12 protein-coding genes and 2 CRISPR repeat arrays (1 of these 14 only partly in view) are annotated in these 17,579 nt (G+C 69.5%); of the genes, 10 read left to right on the top strand and 2 right to left on the bottom strand.

The window, feature by feature from the left end; all coding sequences use genetic code 11:
• Positions 1-2,111: a CRISPR direct-repeat array (repeat unit 29 nt; unit sequence GGGACCATCCCCGCGGGTGCGGGGAGCAG); it reaches 368 nt to the left of the window's first position.
• Positions 2,112-2,340: 229 nt separating this feature from the next.
• From cas3 to cas2e, 8 genes are read left to right on the top strand one after another with little or no spacing between them, the layout of a single operon-like run.
• Positions 2,341-5,268, top strand: a complete 2,928-nt coding sequence (gene cas3, locus ACH4ZA_RS25630; protein WP_398431804.1) for a CRISPR-associated helicase Cas3' — start codon at positions 2,341-2,343, stop codon at positions 5,266-5,268.
• Positions 5,249-6,985 carry a type I-E CRISPR-associated protein Cse1/CasA gene (gene casA / locus ACH4ZA_RS25625; protein WP_398431803.1) on the top strand — a complete coding sequence of 579 codons (1,737 nt, stop codon included), beginning with the start codon at positions 5,249-5,251 and terminating at the stop codon, positions 6,983-6,985. Before cas3 ends, casA begins: the two co-directional genes overlap by 20 nt.
• Complete coding sequence (casB, locus tag ACH4ZA_RS25620) at positions 6,982-7,662, top strand: type I-E CRISPR-associated protein Cse2/CasB (RefSeq protein WP_398431801.1); 681 nt, start codon at positions 6,982-6,984, stop codon at positions 7,660-7,662. Before casA ends, casB begins: the two co-directional genes overlap by 4 nt.
• Entirely contained in the window at positions 7,659-8,852 is a 1,194-nt protein-coding gene (gene cas7e, locus ACH4ZA_RS25615; protein ID WP_398431800.1) for a type I-E CRISPR-associated protein Cas7/Cse4/CasC, read from the top strand. The genes casB and cas7e overlap by 4 nt, the downstream gene beginning before the upstream one ends.
• Positions 8,849-9,571: a type I-E CRISPR-associated protein Cas5/CasD gene (cas5e, locus tag ACH4ZA_RS25610; RefSeq protein ID WP_398431799.1), complete on the top strand. Its 723-nt coding sequence runs from the start codon at positions 8,849-8,851 to the stop codon at positions 9,569-9,571. Before cas7e ends, cas5e begins: the two co-directional genes overlap by 4 nt.
• A complete protein-coding gene (gene cas6e, locus ACH4ZA_RS25605; RefSeq protein ID WP_398431798.1) occupies positions 9,571-10,359 on the top strand; it encodes a type I-E CRISPR-associated protein Cas6/Cse3/CasE in 789 nt (262 codons plus the stop codon). The genes cas5e and cas6e overlap by 1 nt, the downstream gene beginning before the upstream one ends.
• A complete protein-coding gene (gene cas1e / locus ACH4ZA_RS25600) occupies positions 10,356-11,321 on the top strand; it encodes a type I-E CRISPR-associated endonuclease Cas1e (protein WP_398431797.1) in 966 nt (321 codons plus the stop codon). Before cas6e ends, cas1e begins: the two co-directional genes overlap by 4 nt.
• On the top strand, positions 11,318-11,683 hold the full coding sequence (cas2e, locus tag ACH4ZA_RS25595; RefSeq protein ID WP_398431796.1) for a type I-E CRISPR-associated endoribonuclease Cas2e: 366 nt from the start codon (positions 11,318-11,320) through the stop codon (positions 11,681-11,683). The genes cas1e and cas2e overlap by 4 nt, the downstream gene beginning before the upstream one ends.
• Positions 11,684-11,774: 91 nt before the next feature.
• Positions 11,775-12,108: direct repeats of the CRISPR family, unit length 29 nt; unit sequence CTGCTCCCCGCGCCCGCGGGGATGGTCCC.
• A gap of 19 nt (positions 12,109-12,127) precedes the next feature.
• Here the strand turns inward: cas2e and ACH4ZA_RS25590 are convergent.
• Positions 12,128-13,141, bottom strand: coding sequence for an NAD(P)H-dependent glycerol-3-phosphate dehydrogenase (locus tag ACH4ZA_RS25590; protein WP_319279334.1), 1,014 nt, complete (start codon positions 13,139-13,141; stop codon positions 12,128-12,130).
• A 257-nt stretch (positions 13,142-13,398) separates the two neighbouring features.
• On the bottom strand, positions 13,399-15,777 hold the full coding sequence (locus ACH4ZA_RS25585) for an NACHT domain-containing protein (RefSeq protein WP_398431795.1): 2,379 nt from the start codon (positions 15,775-15,777) through the stop codon (positions 13,399-13,401).
• A gap of 38 nt (positions 15,778-15,815) precedes the next feature.
• On the opposite strand from ACH4ZA_RS25585, the gene ACH4ZA_RS25580 reads away from it, so the two are divergent.
• Both ACH4ZA_RS25580 and ACH4ZA_RS25575 read left to right on the top strand, forming a co-directional pair.
• Positions 15,816-16,472, top strand: a complete 657-nt coding sequence (locus ACH4ZA_RS25580) for a hypothetical protein (protein WP_398431794.1) — start codon at positions 15,816-15,818, stop codon at positions 16,470-16,472.
• Positions 16,473-16,691: 219 nt separating this feature from the next.
• A complete protein-coding gene (locus tag ACH4ZA_RS25575; RefSeq protein ID WP_057578265.1) occupies positions 16,692-17,501 on the top strand; it encodes a leucine-rich repeat domain-containing protein in 810 nt (269 codons plus the stop codon).
• The last annotated feature ends 78 nt before the right edge of the window (positions 17,502-17,579 follow it).

Raw genomic sequence — 17,579 nt, 5'->3', positions numbered from 1 at the left:
GACCATCCCCGCGGGTGCGGGGAGCAGGCAGGGCCAGGAGATTCAGCCGCCGCTGATCTGGGGACCATCCCCGCGGGTGCGGGGAGCAGGACCGCACCGAGGCCCGGCGCGGCCTGCCCTCGGGACCATCCCCGCGGGTGCGGGGAGCAGATGTGGCACGGCGACTTCCGCGACGAGGGCGAGGGACCATCCCCGCGGGTGCGGGGAGCAGCGGAACAGGTCGGGGAGTTCGAGGTTGAGTTGGGGACCATCCCCGCGGGTGCGGGGAGCAGAGAGAGGCGTACAGCGCCTTTCTCGGGGCCGAGGGACCATCCCCGCGGGTGCGGGGAGCAGGAGCGGACGACCGCCGAGCGCGTGAAGGACGAGGGACCATCCCCGCGGGTGCGGGGAGCAGGTGGGTGCGGTGCGCGGGTCGATGAGCGGCGGGGGACCATCCCCGCGGGTGCGGGGAGCAGCACGTTCCAGGTCGCCCCGTAATGGCGCAGCCGGGACCATCCCCGCGGGTGCGGGGAGCAGAGGGCTCCGCCAAGTACCTGATTGATCCCGGAGGGACCATCCCCGCGGGTGCGGGGAGCAGCGGAGGGCTTCGGCGAGGTGGCCGATGGCCTGGGGACCATCCCCGCGGGTGCGGGGAGCAGCCCCCGAACATGGTCATCGTGGCCGCGAAAGCGGGACCATCCCCGCGGGTGCGGGGAGCAGGACTTGGCGCGGATCTCGCTGATGCGCTGCTGGGGACCATCCCCGCGGGTGCGGGGAGCAGTCACCTCGAGGAGTTCCTCGGCCCGGTCGGGGGGGACCATCCCCGCGGGTGCGGGGAGCAGAGGGTGACCCGCTCCGTGAGGCCCTTGGGGCGGGGACCATCCCCGCGGGTGCGGGGAGCAGGCATCCGCTCGCCCTCCCGGAAGTCGACCGCCGGGACCATCCCCGCGGGTGCGGGGAGCAGCTCTTGAACAAGTCGGCATCCGCCGTCTTCAAGGGACCATCCCCGCGGGTGCGGGGAGCAGGCGCTCCAGGAGACCGCCGAGCAGCAGCCCCAGGGACCATCCCCGCGGGTGCGGGGAGCAGCCGATCGTCGCCACCGGCATCGCCGCACTCGCGGGACCATCCCCGCGGGTGCGGGGAGCAGGGTTTCTGGGCGTTCGGCGCGCCCGGGGGGAGGGGACCATCCCCGCGGGTGCGGGGAGCAGAGGCAGCGGCCCGTGTCGTGGTCGCACTGCCCGGGACCATCCCCGCGGGTGCGGGGAGCAGGCGGGCGCGTCGGTGAGCATCAACGCCACGACGGGACCATCCCCGCGGGTGCGGGGAGCAGATCTGGGGGCCTTCGGCCCCCTTGGGCCCGCCTTCGGCGGGGGGACCATCCCCGCGGGTGCGGGGAGCAGGCCGTGTTCAACCGGTCCGGCTGGTACATCCGGGGACCATCCCCGCGGGTGCGGGGAGCAGCTGCTCGTGCTGGCCGGCGGCGGCGGAGTCGCGGGACCATCCCCGCGGGTGCGGGGAGCAGGCGTCCGCGTACAGAAACCCGGTAGTGGACGGGGGACCATCCCCGCGGGTGCGGGGAGCAGCATTCATAGGCCCGCATCCGCCGAACGTAGACGGGACCATCCCCGCGGGTGCGGGGAGCAGAGACCGCTGACGTTGATCAAGTTCGACGCGCCGGGACCATCCCCGCGGGTGCGGGGAGCAGTTCACGGTGTTCGACGCGTACGGAGAGGACCCGGGACCATCCCCGCGGGTGCGGGGAGCAGGCCGTCGGGGCATGACGGTCCTGCCGGGCCCCGGGACCATCCCCGCGGGTGCGGGGAGCAGGCCTACAACGGCACAGGGCGTCCGGAGCCGGTGGGACCATCCCCGCGGGTGCGGGGAGCAGGTACTCGTCGACGAGGCCGCGCTTGACGTCGCGGGACCATCCCCGCGGGTGCGGGGAGCAGCTGGCCGGCCGCCGCAGCCATGTCGACGGCGCTGGACCATCCCCGCGGGTGCGGGGAGCAGTCGTCATGCAGGGCGCGCAAACCGGTTGGTCGGGGACCATCCCCGCGGGTGCGGGGAGCAGGCAACGGCCATGAAGTCCGAGGGCGGGGTGGCGGGACCATCCCCGCGGGTGCGGGGAGCAGACTGCCTGACCTGCGGGTCTATAGCTTGTGGTGGGGGTTTTCCCACACTTTCGCTAATTCCGGCAAGTTGCACATTTCGCTCTCTTGGTTGTCTTGGTGGTGGCGTTAAGCGGGTCACCATACGACGCAAGTGTGCTCAAGGGTGGCTGGATGGCCTAGATCGGTTAGAGATCGAGTTTCTTTCTTCGATTTGGCCTGCTGGAGGCCGGTTTGCGTGTAGGCAGTCTGTATGACGAGCGGGGGAGACTGCCGTGATGGTCTGCTGGCGCGGCTGGGGGCTGCGGCGCGGTCGGTGTGGGCGAAGCATGATCGTGATGCTGATGGATGGTTGCCGTTGTGGCGGCACATGGAGGACAGTGCCGCCGTCGCTGGCCTTCTGTGGGATGAGTGGCTGCCTTTCGGGATGCGGCAGTTGATTGCCGAGGTCCTGCCTGGTGGCGAGGTGGATGGGCGCAGGCTCGTCGTGTGGCTTGCGGGTGGACATGACATCGGTAAGGCGACGCCGGCGTTCGCCTGCCAGGTCGATCAACTCGCCGATGCGATGCGGGTGAAGGGGCTGGAGATGCGGTCCCGGAACGCTATGGGGCCGGATCGGAGGCTGGCGCCGCACGGGCTGGCCGGTCAGGTGTTGCTGGGCGAGTGGTTGGAGGAGCGGCACGGGTGGGCGCACAAGCAGACGGGCCAGTTCACCGTGGCGGTGGGCGGGCACCATGGGGTGCCTCCGGAGAGCGGTCAAGTCAAAGCCCTGTACGACCATGAGGAGTTGTTGCGTACTCCCGGCCGCAGCAGCGGGGTGTGGCGGCAGGTGCAGACGGAGCTGCTCGACGCGTGCGCGCAGTGCTTTGGCGTAGAGGACCGGCTTGCGGAGTGGCAAGCGCTGAAACTGCCGCAGCCCGTACAGGTGTTGCTGACCGCGCTCGTCATCGTCTCTGACTGGATCGCCAGCAATCCCGACCTGTTCCCGTACTTCCCCGACGCCGAGTCTCATAGCAGCCAGGAGCGGTTGGCCGCGGCCTGGAAGGGGCTGAATCTTCCGCCGCCCTGGCAGGCGGCAGAACCTGCCGGCGATGCACAGGAGTTGTTCGCGTCGCGGTTCGCGCTTCTGCAGGGGGCGAAGGTCCGTCCGGTTCAGGAGACAGCGCTGACACTGGCCCGGGAGATGGAGGCACCCGGGCTGATGATCATCGAGGCGCCGATGGGTGAGGGCAAGACGGAAGCGGCGCTCGCCGTGGCCGAGATTTTCGCGGCACGCTCGGGCGCGGGCGGCGTGTTCTTCGCACTGCCGACGATGGCGACGGGCAACGCCATGTTCCCGCGGCTGCTGGAGTGGCTGAAGCGGCTTCCGGACGACGGCAGTTGCCGGCGCTCTGTACACCTTGCCCATTCCAAGGCGGCTCTCAACGAGGACTTCGCCGGTTTGCTGGCCCGCGGAGGGCGGGTGGCGGCGGTTGACATGGATGCTGCCGCGTCTGCGTCCCGGCGGCTGGGGGCACCGACACAGTCTGCGGGCGCCGAACTGGTGGCGCACACCTGGCTGCGGGGGCGTAAAAAGGCAATGCTGGCGTCGTTTGTGGCCGGCACTGTCGACCAGCTGCTGTTCGCCGCATTGAAGAGCCGACACCTGGCCCTTCGCCACCTCGCAGTGGCGGGCAAGGTCGTTGTGATCGACGAGGCGCACGCCTACGACGCCTACATGAGCGTCTACCTGGACCGCGTGCTGGCCTGGCTGGGCTCCTACCGGGTACCCGTGGTTGTCCTCTCGGCGACTCTGCCCGCTGCGCGCCGGCGCCAGTTGGTCGAGGCATACGCCGCAGTGCCGGTTGCACCGATCGACAGTGCTCCGGCGGGCGGTGAGTATCCGCTGCTCACCGCTGTCGTGCCGGACGGCAGCCCTATCGTGCGTCATCCGTCTGCTTCGGCCCGCAAGACGGACGTTCGGATCGAGCGGATCGAGGACGGCCTGGACGTTCTGGCCGACCGGCTGGAAACGGAGCTGGCCGGCGGCGGGTGTGTGCTCGTCGTGCGCAACACGGTCAAGCGGGTGCTGGAGACGGCCCATGTGCTGCGCGAGAGGTTCGGCGACGATGCCATCACGGTCGCCCACTCGTGTTTCGTGGACGTCGACCGCGCGGCCAAAGATCGTGACCTGCTGGAGCGGTTCGGTCCGCCGGGCAACACCACGCGGCGGCCTACGAGTCGGCACATCGTGGTGGCCAGCCAGGTGGCCGAGCAGTCCCTGGACGTCGACTTCGATCTCCTCGTGAGCGACCTGTGCCCGGTGGACTTGCTGTTGCAGCGGATGGGCCGCCTGCACCGCCACCAGCGCGGTGAAGACCAGAACCAGCGGCCCGCGCGGCTGCAGAAGGCACGCTGCCTGCTGGCCGGCGCCGACTGGGAGGCGGACGTACCTGTCCCGGTGCGGGGATCGGTCGCGGTCTACGGGGCGTACGCGCTACTGCGCTCGGCTGCGGTGTTGCTGCCCCATCTCGACGGCGGATCGAGGCGCCCTGTACGGCTGCCTGGCGACATCAGCCCCCTCGTTCAAGGCACCTACGCCGACGCCTTGGCCGGGCCGCAAGGTTGGGCGTCGGCGTTGCATGACGCAAAGGTGCGCTTCGAGCGGCACCGGGCCCACCAGGCCGAGCGAGCGGCCGTGTTCCGCCTCGGAGAAGTCGGCCGCGCGGGGCGTCCGTTGTTCGGCTGGGTGGCGGCTGGTGTCGGCGACGCCGACGACACCCGTGCCGGCCGGGCCCAGGTCCGCGACAGCCGGGAGAGCCTGGAAGTCGTCGTCGTGCAGCGGCATGCCGACGGCACCCTCACCACCCTCCCATGGCTACAGGCCGACCAGCAGGGCCGCCGGCGCGGCGGATTGGAACTGCCGCAGGACCAGGTGCCCACGTCGTTCGCGGCCCGCGCGGCGGCCAGTTGCGGGCTGCGGCTGCCACTCCAGTTCTCCTACGCCGAGACCCTCGACCAGGCCATCGCAGAACTGGAGCAGCTGTACATACCCGCCTGGCAGGGCAAGGGAAGCCCATGGCTGGCTGACCAGCTGATTCTTGCGCTCGACGAGGATTGTCAGACCCTGCTGGCAGGCTATGCGCTCCGCTACAGCCCTTCCGACGGCCTAGAGGTGGTCCGTGACGCAACCGACCGGTGACAGCACGGTCCCTGTCCCGCTATTCGATCTGAGCATCGAGCCTTGGATCGAGGTCCTGAAGTGCGACGGCAGGCAGGAAGAGCTGTCGCTGCAGCAGGTCTTCGCCCAGGCCGCAGAGGTACGGCACCTCGTGGGAGACTTGGCCACTCAGGAATTCGCGCTGCTGCGCCTGCTCCTGGCCGTCGCGCACGATGCTCTCGAGGGCCCCCGCGACATCGAGGCCTGGGGCGAACTATGGGCCGACCCACAGTGCTTCGCCCCGGTCGCGGACTATCTGGACACGCACCGCGAGCGCTTCGACCTCCTGCACCGGGCCACCCCGTTCTACCAGACCGCTGGACTGCGCACGGCCAAGGACGAGGTCTTCTCCCTCAACCGGATCGTGGCCGACGTGCCCAACGGGGAACCGTTCCTCACCGCGCGGATGCCCACCGTCGACCGGCTGTCATTCGCGGAGGCGGCCCGCTGGGTCGTCCACGCCCATGCCTACGACACCTCCGGCATCAAGTCCGGTGCCGTGGGAGACGACCGCGTCAAGGGCGGCAAGGTCTACCCGCTCGGCACCGGGTGGAAGGGGAACCTGGGCGGCGTCTTCGCGGAGGGCGAGACCCTGCGTGAGACGCTGTTGCTCAATCTGGTGGCGGCCGACACCGATGTCCTGGAGTTCACCGAGGACGACCGGCCGGCCTGGCGGCGTGAGCCGTGTCCTCCCGGCGGCGCCGAGCGCATGCCGACCGGGCTGCGCGATCTGTATACCTGGCAGTCACGCCGACTGCGCCTGCACTACGACGCCGACGGTGTCACCGGCGTCGTCCTCGGTTACGGCGATCCGCTCACGGCGCGCAACATGCACCGCCGGGAGCCGATGACCTCCTGGCGACGCAGCACGTTCCAGGAGAAGAAGCTGCGCCAGCCGCTGATCTACCTGCCGAGGGATCATGACCCTGCCCGCGCCGCGTGGCGTGGCGTCGCCTCGCTGGTCGCCGACCGGTCGGAGGCCGCCCAGGGAGCAGAAGCCGCCATGTACCTGCGGCCGGGGATCCTGGAGTGGGTGGCCCGACTGGTCACCGAGGGGGAACTCCCGCGGGACTTCTTGATCCGCACCCGGGTCGTCGGCGCGAAATACGGCACGCAGCAGTCCGTGATCGACGAGGTCGTCGACGACCGCCTGCTCATGCCGGTCGTGCTGCTGCACCGCCAAGACCGCGTATGTGCGCGGCAGGCGATCGGTGCGGTCGAGGATGCCGATCAGGCGGTGCGGGCGCTCGGGGACCTGGCTACCGACCTGGCCCGCGCGGCCGGATCCGAAGGGGAGCAGCGACGATCGGCAGCGCGTGAACTCGGCTTCACTGCGCTGGAAGAGCCCTACCGCGCCTGGCTCGCAGCCCTCACCGACTCCGGGGAGGCGTTCGAGCGGCGGCGCCTGTGGCAACGCGAGGTCCACGCTCTGATCAGCCGCCTCGGCGACCGTCTCATCCAGGACGCCGGAGACGCGGCCTGGCAGGGCAGGACCGTCTCCGTCGCCAAGGGCGGCACACAGTGGCTCAACGCCGGCCTGGCCGACCGCTGGTTTCGCGGCCGTCTGGCCAAAATGCTGGGAGAGACGTCCGAATCGGACCGACAGCAAGACGAGCGGCCGCGATCCGGCACGGACTCCCCGCACGACTGCGACCCCGAGCCCGGCTCGTTCACGACCGACCTGAAGGTGCCCACATGACCACCGCAACAGCCGCGCCGACTGTCCGCTCGCGGGTCGCCGACCTCACCGCAGCACAGGTCAAGAGGTGGCAGGAAGGCTACCTGCGCGACAGCCCACGCGACGTCGCCGCGCTGGCCCGCCTGCGCCGCGGCGCAGGCCGAGACGCCGCAGACCTGCCCGACCTATGGACACTGGTCGACACCACCCCGCTGCACGCGCGCCTCGACGGCGTGCGCCCACTCGCTGAGGAGGAGCTCGCACGGGCCGAGAACGCCCTGCACGCGGCCCTCACCCTCTGGGCGCTGCACCAGCAGTCCCGAGGCGCCCGCATGCACCGCCCCCACACCCGCGGCAGGCCGACAGGACTGGGCGCAGCCGTCCGCCGCCTGATGCCGCACGACAGCATCGACGAGCCCGTCCGCAAGCGCCTGGTCCGCGCAGGCACCGCACCCGACCTGACCGCGCTGTCCCAGCGACTGCGCGACCTCATCGTCCTGCTGCGCCGCGCGGACATCCCGCTCGACTACGGCCTGCTCGCCGGCCAGCTCTACACCTGGCAGTGGCCCGGCGGCGCCGACACCGTGCGCCGTGAGTGGGGCCGCTCCTTCCACGCCTGGCAGGACCCGGCCGCCCCCGGCGACAGCCCGGCCGACGACACCCCAAGCATCCCGGACAGCGACAAGGACCCCTCGTGACCCGCATCTTCCTGGACGTGCACGCCCTGCAGACCGTCCCGCCCAGCAACCTCAACCGTGACGACACCGGCGCACCGAAGACGGCCGTGTACGGGGGAGTACCGCGGGCACGGGTTTCCAGCCAGGCATGGAAGCGGGCGACCCGCACCTACTTCGCCGACGAACACCTCCTCGAGCCGAGCGAGCTCGGCGTGCGGACGAAGAAGGTCGTGGAGGTGCTCGCCGAGCGGATCGCCGCGCTCGATGAGTCGCTGCGAGGAGACAGCGCCCTCACGCTCGCCGACGAGACGGTCAAGGCGACCGGACTGAAGACCGAGGTGCCCAAGCGGAAAGCCGACGCCGCCAAGGAGTCCGGCGACACCCCGGTGCCCGAGGCGAAGTATCTGGTGTTCCTCTCCGCCCGCCAGCTCGAGGGCCTGGCCCGACTCGCCGTCGACGGCGCCGCGGACATCACCGCCTTCTTCAAGGACAAGGCCAACAAGGACAAGGCCAGGCAGATCGCGGACAGCCGCCACTCCGTCGATGTCGCCCTCTTCGGCCGGATGGTCGCCGACGCCGCCGACTTCAACGTCGACGCCGCCGTCCAGGTCGCCCACGCCATCAGCGTGCACCGGGTAGAAATCGAATCCGACTACTACACAGCCGTCGACGACGAGAACACCGAGGAGGAGACCGGCGCCGGGATGATCGGCACCGTCGACTTCAACTCCGCCACCCTCTACCGCTACGCCGCCCTCGGCGTCCACCAGCTCGCCGCCAACCTCGGCCAGGGCCTGCGCGACGACGAGCCGCGCACCGCCCCGGTGCGCCGCGCGGTCGAGGCGTTCGTCCACGGCTTCGTCGCCTCACTGCCGACCGGAAAGATCAACACCTTCGGGCATCACACCTTGCCCGACGCGATCGTCGTGAAGCTGCGCACCACCCGCCCGATCAGCTTCGTCGCCGCCTTCGAAGAACCCGTCCGCGGCGACCAGGGCGGCCACGTCCGGGAAGCCTCCGACCGCCTCGCCGCCTACATCCCGGACATCGAACGCGCCTACGGCGACGAGGAGTCCACGCTGACGTGGGTGCTGCGCGTCGGCCCCAACACCCTCAAGCTGGCCGACCTCGGGACCGAAGCCGACACCCTGACCGGGCTGGTCGCGGCCGTCGGCAGCGCTGTCGCCGACCGGCTGGAGCAGCCCGCATGACCAGCGTGCTCGCCCTGCGGCTGGCAGGCCCCCTTCAATCCTGGGGGGCCTCGTCCCGCTTCACCCGCCGCACCACCGAGTCCGCACCCACCAAGAGCGGCGTCATCGGCCTCCTCGCCGCCGCAGCGGGAATCGAACGCGGCGACGACACGAGACTGGCCCCATTGGCGGCCATGCGGTTCGGCGTCCGCATCGACCAACCCGGCACGCGCATCCGGGACTTCCACACCGCCCACCACGCCGTCACCGGCAAAGCCATGCCGCTGACCGAACGCTTCTACCTCGCCGACGCCGTCTTCGTCGCCGCCGTGGAAGGCGAGCACACCCTGCTCGACGGGCTGCACGCCGCTCTCCAAGCACCGGTATATCTGCCGTTCCTCGGCCGCCGTTCCTGCCCGCCGGCCCAACCCCTCCAGCTGGGCCTCAGCCAAAACACCCGGCTGGAAGACGTGCTCCAAGAGGTGCCCTGGCAGGCATCCGCCTGGTACCGCAGGCAGCACCGCCGCCGAAGCCCCCAGACGCTGACCGTGCTACGGGAGGCCACCGCCGACGAACACGGCGCCGCAGACACCCTGCGCGACCAACCGCTGAGCTTCGCCGCCGCACACCGCCGCCACGCCCTGCGCACCGTCGTGACCGCCACCGTGCCCCTGCCCGGCGCACCGGACGGCGCCCCGCGGCATGACCCGTTCGATGCTCTGGAGGATGAGAGCAGCTGATGTACCTCTCCCGTTTCCGCGTGAACACCGCGCGTCCCGGCGCCAGGCGGCTCCTGGCCTCGCCTCAGACCATGCACGCAGCCGTCATGTCCTCGTTCCCCAACCTGCTGCCCACCGACCTCCCCACCCCCGGCGCGCCGCGAGTGCTGTGGCGCCTGGACCAACAGGCCCCCGCCGAAGTGCTGCTGTACATCGTCAGCCCCGACCGCCCGGACCTCACCCACCTCGTCGAGCAGGCCGGCTGGCCGGCGGCAGCCGCAGTGGATCCGCACACTCCCGGCTGGCAGACCAGGCGCTACACCCCGTTCCTCGACAAGCTGTCCACCGGCGATCGCTGGGCGTTCCGGCTGACCGCCAACCCCGTGCACACCATCCGCCGCACCCCCGGCGAACCCCGCAAAATCACCGCTCACCTCACCTCCGTACACCAGATGGCATGGCTGCTGGACCGCCAGGAACGCAGCGGCTTCCGCATCGTGGAGAAGGCTGACGACGCACGGCTGCTGCCCAACGGCACGACGCATCAGGGCAAACACGAACACCACGGCGACCGCTACGAACTGTCCGTCCGCGACCACAACAACCGGTCCTTCGACAAAAGGCGCGCAGACAACGGTAGGAAAGGCAAACCCGTCACCCTCGTCGCCGTCACCTTCGACGGCCGACTCGAGGTCACCGACCCCGAAGCCCTGCGCCACACCCTCACCCAGGGGATCGGCCGGGCCAAGGCCTACGGCTGCGGCCTCATCACCCTGGCACCCCTCACGCCTGCACGGCAGACACCATGACCACGATCTCCCAACACGCCGCACTCACCCCGCGACAGCTCACCCGCACCGCCGAGCGCACATCCTTCCTCTACCTGGAACGATGCACCATCCACCGCGACGCCAACGCCATCACCGCCCAGGACGCCGAAGGCACCACCCACATCCCCTCAGCCACCATCGGCACCCTCCTCCTCGGCCCCGGCACCCGCATCACCCACCAGGCCATGAGCGTGCTCGGAGAAACCGGCGCAGCCGTCTGCTGGGTCGGAGAACGCGGCGTACGCTACTACGCCGCCGGACGCGCCCTCACACGCTCCTCAGCCCTCATGGAAGCCCAAGCCCGCCAGTGGGCCAACCCACGCAGCCGCCTCGCCGTAGCCCGCGCCATGTACCGGCTGCGCTTCCCCGACGAAGACCCCGCCGGCCTGACCCGCCACGAACTCCTCGGCAGGGAAGGACGCCGCGTCAAAGACTGCTACCGCGCCCAGGCCGCCCGCACCGGCATCACTTGGCGAGGCCGCCAGTATGCCCCCGGCGACTTCACCGCCGGCGACGCCGTCAACCAGAGCATCACCGCAGCAGCCCAGTGCATGTACGGCATCGCCCACGCCGTCGTCACCTCGCTCGGTTGCAGCCCAGCCCTCGGATTCGTCCACTCCGGGCACGAACTGTCCTTCGTCCTCGACATCGCGGACCTCTACAAAACCGAGATCGGCATCCCTCTCGCCTTCGACGTCGCCGCGCAGGACGAGGAGGACGCCGGCCCCCGTACCCGCCGCGCTCTGCGGGACCGCATCAACGAAACGTCCCTGCTGGAACGCTGTGTCGACGACATCAAGCACCTGTTGCTTGCAGGAACCAGCTCAGCCGACCCCGGCAGCGACCAGGACGTGGTCCGACTTCAGAGCGACGGCGGCCGCGAAGTCCCCGCGGGCTATAACCATGACAACACCAGCGACTACGAACAGGTGAACTGGTGACCGTCATTGTCCTCACCAACTGCCCGGCAGGACTGCGCGGCTTCCTCACACGCTGGCTGCTGGAAATCTCCGCAGGCGTGTTCGTGGGCAACCCTTCCGCCCGGATCCGTGACGCACTCTGGCACGAAGTCCAGCAGTACGCCGGCCAAGGACGTGCCCTACTAACCCACACCACCAACAATGAACAAGGCTTCACCTTTCGCACCCACGACCACGCATGGCACCCCATCGACCACGAAGGCGTCACCCTCATCCACCGCCCCGCGACGAAGATCCCGCCGTCCCCCGAAACGAGCCGACCAACCACGGCCCCTTCCGGATGGAGCAAGGCGGCCAAACGGCGACGCTTCGGAACGGCATGAAGGAGATCGGGACGGTTTGGGCTGAATGACGGATTCTGAGAAAGTGCTCTGTAATCCAGCACCTCCGAGGTAAGAGACCAGGTCAAGCAGTCTGCTCCCCGCGCCCGCGGGGATGGTCCCATTTGGATCAGCCGCCACGAATACCACCCGGCCTGCTCCCCGCGCCCGCGGGGATGGTCCCGTGGCCGGAGCGAACGCGATCACGTCCGCCTTCTGCTCCCCGCGCCCGCGGGGATGGTCCCGTGTCGAGCTTCTACGAGAACGTATACCTCGGCTGCTCCCCGCGCCCGCGGGGATGGTCCCGGAAGGACTCGACTGCTCCTTCACGCCCGAGGCTGCTCCCCGCGCCCGCGGGGATGGTCCCGATCCGCTTCTTCACGCGGTCCGGAACGGTGACTGCTCCCCGCGCCCGCGGGGACACTTCCATCGGCGTGGGGTGCCGGGTCAGCGCTCGGGCTTGGCGGGGCGCTGCATCAGCGCGGCCGCGGCCTCGTTGAGGGTGACTTTCGCGTGCAGCAGGTCGGAGATCACTTGCGTGATCGGCATCTCGACGTCGTGTACCTGGGCCAGGGCGAGGATCGCCTGTGCGGATTTGACGCCCTCGGTGGTCTGACGGGTGAGGGCCGTCGCCTCCGCGACGCTCAGGCCCCGGCCGAGATGGGTGCCGAAGGTGCGATTGCGGGAGAGCGGAGATGAGCAGGTGGCCACCAGATCGCCCAGGCCGGACAAGCCGGCGAGGGTAGCCGGGTGGGCGCCCATGGCGACCCCCAGCCTGGTGGTCTCGGCCAGCCCGCGAGTGATGAGCAGGGCCGTGGCGTTGTCGCCCAGGCCCATGCCCGCGGCGATGCCGACCGCGAGGGCGATGACGTTTTTCACCGCGCCGCCCAGTTCGCAGCCGGTTACGTCGGTGCTGGTGTAGGGGCGGAAGTACGGCGTGTGGCACGCCTGCTGAATGCGGTGGGCGGATTCCTCGTCGGCGCAGGCGACGGTGGCCGCGGCGGGTTGGCCTTCCATGATCTCGCGCGCCAGGTTCGGCCCCGAAAGCACTGCGACCCGCTCCGGGTTGGCGCCGGTCACCTCGGTGATGATCTGAGTTGCCCGCAGGTGGCTGTCTTGCTCGATGCCCTTCATCAGCGACACGATCACCGTCTGGGGTCCGATGTGCGGCGCCCACGCGGCGAGGTTGACCCGCAGGGTCTGTGCGGGGATGGACAGCACCAGGAAGTCCGCGTCGTCCAGCGCCGCAGCCGGATCGGTCGTTGCGGTCAGGGCAGCGGGCAGCTCGACGTCCGGGAAGTAGCCGGGGTTGCGGTGGCGGGTGTTGATCGCGTCGACGATCTCTCCGCGGCGGGCGTGCATGACCACGCCTGTACCGGCGTCGGCGAGGATCTTTGCCACGGCGGTGCCCCAGGACCCGGCTGAGAACACCGCAGCACGGGCCGAATGGCGCTGGGTCACTGCCAGATCCTCTCGTCAAGGTGACGGTTGGATCCGGCCATCGTATCGGCCGCGCCTGCCCTGACCGGGCCCTTGTCGGGGCGGCGCAGGGTCAGCAGGACCGCGCAGCGCCCGGCCGGTGGCACAACGAACGACTTCAGGCGTCACACGCGCGCCATCGGGCACAAACACGCAGACACGGTGCGATGACTGAAGTTTCGTGCGCCTTCAGTCGTGATGCCGCCTTGAGGGCCGACGGCTGGATGCAGTGCCGCCGTTCAGGAATCGCGGTTCGGTTGCGGTGGTGTGTTCCGGCCGCGGTAGGCGGTTGCTAGTGCCCACCTGGCCATCTTCCGGTCCTGCGGATCGAGCGCGCTGAGGCTGATCGCGCGGAGCGCGTCCAGGCCGCTGCCGTCATGGACGTGTTTGCGCTCCACGGCCTCCATGGCGATCGCGGCGTGCACGCGTGCGGTGCCGAGCAGATCTGGGTCGAACGCGATGCGGGAGAGGGCTGTGAGCAGGTACTGGTACTGCCTCAGGTCATGCCAGTGCCCGCCGGCCCCTGCCCCTATCGTCACGTCTTCTGGCGCCTGGTAGCGGGGAATGCGCAGGCGTAGCGAGGTGGCGGCCACCTTCGCGAGGGCGTCCGATCCCCGGCGGTCGCCGTACTTGACGAGTAACTCGATGGCTTCTATCCGGCACCACCCCATCGCTCGGGAGGCGCTGGCCTCCTTGGCGAGCACGTCGACGGCGTCCTTCACCGCGTCCGGATCGATGCGGGTCCCCAGGAGGTGTTGCCGGACCACGAAGGCGCTGGCGCCGAATCCGCCATGGGCGACCATCCGCCGGAGATGGGCGGCGCAGTCGATTTCGATCTCGGCCGCCCGGTCGAGCAGGAACCCGGTGTATGAGTCCCCTTCCGGCCGGTCGTAGGACTGCGGATGTGCCATCTGCAGCCGGACCTGCTGCAGCAGGCCGGCCTTCAGCACGGAGCGGACGGTTCTGGCGAACGCTGGCGGCTTGCTCGCAAGATGCCGTACGGCCAGGTACTCCGCCAGGGTCTGATGGAGGAAGACCAACCGTCCGGCCTGTTCTGTCAGCAGGCCGGTGCCCAGCATGATGTCCCGCAGCACCGCCTCCCACACGGTCGGTGGTACCGACTGCGGGCAAGGCTCCTTCCGGAAGGCCTGCCCGTCCCTGTCCTTGGACACTTGGCGTACGGCCATCTCTTCGATGCGTTGCCGCGACTGCCTGATGGCGAGGTTGGTGAGGTCGTCGTCATACGTCGCGAGCGTCGCCTCCACCCGCTGGCGCAGGTCCGCTTCGAACTGCTGCTCCTGGAGCATGTCGGTGAACCACTGGTACAGAGCACCGCGGGAGTCAGGGCGTTCGGTGTCCACCGGAAATGGGTGGACGTCCCCCCGGGCCGGACCGGTCTCCTCGCTCGCCAGACGTTGCCGGTGCAGGTCGCAGAGGATCGTGGCCATGAAGGGGACCCGTACCAGGGCGGCGAAGTTCGAATGCTCGGTCTGGGCGAGCAGGTGTTCGGCTTGCTGCTCCGGCGACGGTGCGTCCCCAATCTTGAACCAGTCGACGGCGAAGCTCCGCAGGTCCGCCCGGTCGAAGGGCTGAAGCTCGAGACGGTCCACCTTGTTGCCGAGGCGGTCCAACTCCCAGGCCGGCAGTGGACGGCTCGTCACGACGAACTGGTGGACGGGGGAGTCGTCCGCCGTCAGGGCGGCCAGGCGGCCCAGGACCGCCCCCCGACGGGCAGGGTCGATGATCTCGTCCAGCCCGTCGACCAGGAGCAGCCAGTGCGCGTCGGGACGAGGACGGGAGGCGAAGAGCACGGCCGTGTCCGGGTCTTGCTCGGTGAGGGGACCGAACTCGGCCTTCACATGCTCGGCGATCGCCAGGGGCAGCAGCAGGTGCTCGTTCTCCAGGGCCCGGGCCGGTAGCAGAACGGGTACCGGAGTCGTAGCCTCCGGTACTCGCAGCCCTTCCATCAGCACCGCTCGCAGCAGGCTTGACTTGCCACCGCCGGGGCCGGCCAGCACCAGGCAGTTGCCGCCGTGCAGCACAGTTGACGGGTGAAGGACAGCGCCGTCGGCAATGTGTCCGGTGGCCGGGCCGTCCTGGCCGCTTAGGTGCGTGTCCGGAACCGGACTCGCAGCCCGGGAGACCCAGCCGACGCTGCGCTGGGGCCGATAGACCTTGGAGAAGGCCGGCACCGGCCAGCGGGCGAGCCCCGGAGCGGGGTGCCGGTCGGCGGTCAGTTCTGCCCTGCGCATATAGGCAAGCAACAACTCGCGCTGCCTCGGGGGCTGCACCCGGCTACGGCGTGCCTTTTCCGCTCGCTTTCGCAATGTCTCGTAGTACATGTAGTCGCCGGGCAGTGATCTGCCATTATCTCGTGCGATTTTCAGTAACTTCTGCACGATTCCCTTGAAGTGCGGTTGCTCTTTGGGGATCGTCTTGCCGCTGAACCACTCGGAAAGAGAAGAACGGGCCGCTGCATTCCCGCGGCCGTCTTCGATCTCCATCAGAATCCGTCGAGGTGGATTGCCTGCCGCGTGCAACAGCACGCGGCAGGCCTTGAAGAACTGGATCTCCTCCGCGGAGAGGTCGGACGGGCCCGGCGCCTGGTCCCTAGCCATTTCGCTGCGCCACCCCGGCCCGCGACGCACCCGACGGCGTGCGCGCTGTTCGGCGCCGCTCGGTCCGGACGCCCGCCGAACACTTTCTGGAACAGCACCTGACCTGGGACGAAGTCGCCCAACGGCGCGCAGAGAACCTGCCGGGGACGCCAGGGCTAGCGCTCCATCTGGTCCGCGTCACGCCACCGGGGTGTGACGCGGACCGAGAGGCGTCCCAGGTGCATCCCATTCGAACTGCCGCACGTGTGCGTGTGCTCACGGCCACGACTCCCCCCACCGAACTCGTCGTGCCGCCCCGGGCGGTCGTCACCCCTGCCCGCGTCTACCGAGGGGACAGCAGGTGTCCCTTCGAGATATTCCGGACTGGGTTCCGTATTCGCGGCGACGTCTGCAATACCGACTTCGAAGAATACGGCCTGCGCAACGCCCCGTCCCCGTGGTTGGGTTGCTCCCGCCGCGAGCGGCAGGCCGCCTGCTTTCCCCAACGGGCCCATGGCAGCACCTGGGTGTACGAGATCGACCGTCCTGGCAGCGGGATCGACCTCAACCGGGTGCTCGGCCTCGACTACCTCTTCCGACAGGAGCGGGAGGTCGTCTTCCTCCACGACATACCGCCCTCCCGCGTCACACGCGCCGTGAGGTGGTCGTGGGGCGTGCCCACGCACCAGATCGTCGTCAACCCATTGCACGCATGAGCGGTCTGGGTGTTCCTGCCCGCCTGGGGACCGGCAGGCCGTCTTCACTCCAGGGACGGCCTGCAGGACCACGACGCAGTCGTCGGCGGACCTCTCGTTGAACTGGCCGGGAGCGCCTGACCCCCGAGCCCGCTGAGTGTTCGAGCGCGGCAATGGGGTCGCTGTGTCTCACCCGGATAATCCTGGGACGGCCTGGGGCGGCCTCCGTATCTTGGCGTCATGACGGACGAGGCAGAGCCGAGGCTCAATCTGAACCGCTGGGGCGACACATCGGACCCGGCCCCGGAGCGACGGGGGCCCCGCCAGGACGCGTGCTCGTGCTTCGATCAGTCCAGGCCGCATCCGCGAGCCCGAGTCGGATTTCACGCCGAGCGGCAGGACACCTCAGCTCCGGGCTGGCGCCGCCTGCTGGAGCTGATCGACGTGGCCGCCGCCGACGGGCGCGAAGAGTTCCGCCCCCTGGCCGAGCTCAGTCCGGAAGAGCGGCGGCAGATCATCACCCTGCCATCGAGCATCGCCCAGCTGACGGCGGTCAAGCACCTCGTGCTCTACAGCAGCAATCTGGTCCGGATCCCGCCCGAGATCGGAGCCATGACCAACCTGGAGGAGTTCACCCCCTACACCTCCTACCGGCTGCACTGGTTCCCCTACGAGATCACCCGATGCCGGAAGCTGACCCGCAGCACGGTGAGCACGCGCGCATTGTTCGGCAACTACAAGTTTCGACCGCCGTTCCCACAGCTACAGCCTTCCCTCAACTCCGTCGCGGACCTCGATCCGGGAAACCTGGATCCTCGGCACTGGGGCGTCACCGCCATCCACAGCTGCAGTGTCTGCGCCCGTCCGATCGAACAGAGCGCACTCCATCAGGTGTGGATCTCACTGCGCGTGGCCACTGACGTACTGCCCCTGCTGGTCAGCGCCTGCTCGGCGGCGTGTGTCGCCACCCTGCCCGGCGGTGCTCGTGACTACATCCCCACACCCCACAAGGGCGGCCGAGTCGACCAGCCGGCATCCGGCTGGGACTGACCAGCCGAACCTCACCTTCCGGTCAGTCGCGAAACGACCACGATGGTGTGACGACGGGTCGAACGTCCGGGCGGGGGA

The organism is Streptomyces sp. NPDC020597 (genome assembly GCF_044335095.1).
In the GTDB taxonomy this organism is placed as follows: domain Bacteria; phylum Actinomycetota; class Actinomycetes; order Streptomycetales; family Streptomycetaceae; genus Streptomyces.
This window is presented reverse-complemented; position numbering and strand designations above follow the sequence as displayed.

Bases quoted from the DNA above. Each gene is read 5' to 3' on its own strand.
- cas3 (WP_398431804.1), top strand. From the start codon at position 2,341: ATGACGAGCGGGGGAGACTGCCGTGATGGTCTGCTGGCGCGGCTGGGG.
- casB (WP_398431801.1), top strand. From the start codon at position 6,982: ATGACCACCGCAACAGCCGCGCCGACTGTCCGCTCGCGGGTCGCCGAC.
- cas5e (WP_398431799.1), top strand. From the start codon at position 8,849: ATGACCAGCGTGCTCGCCCTGCGGCTGGCAGGCCCCCTTCAATCCTGG.
- cas6e (WP_398431798.1), top strand. From the start codon at position 9,571: ATGTACCTCTCCCGTTTCCGCGTGAACACCGCGCGTCCCGGCGCCAGG.
- cas1e (WP_398431797.1), top strand. From the start codon at position 10,356: ATGACCACGATCTCCCAACACGCCGCACTCACCCCGCGACAGCTCACC.
- ACH4ZA_RS25585 (WP_398431795.1), bottom strand. From the start codon at position 15,777: ATGGCTAGGGACCAGGCGCCGGGCCCGTCCGACCTCTCCGCGGAGGAG.
- ACH4ZA_RS25575 (WP_057578265.1), top strand. From the start codon at position 16,692: ATGACGGACGAGGCAGAGCCGAGGCTCAATCTGAACCGCTGGGGCGAC.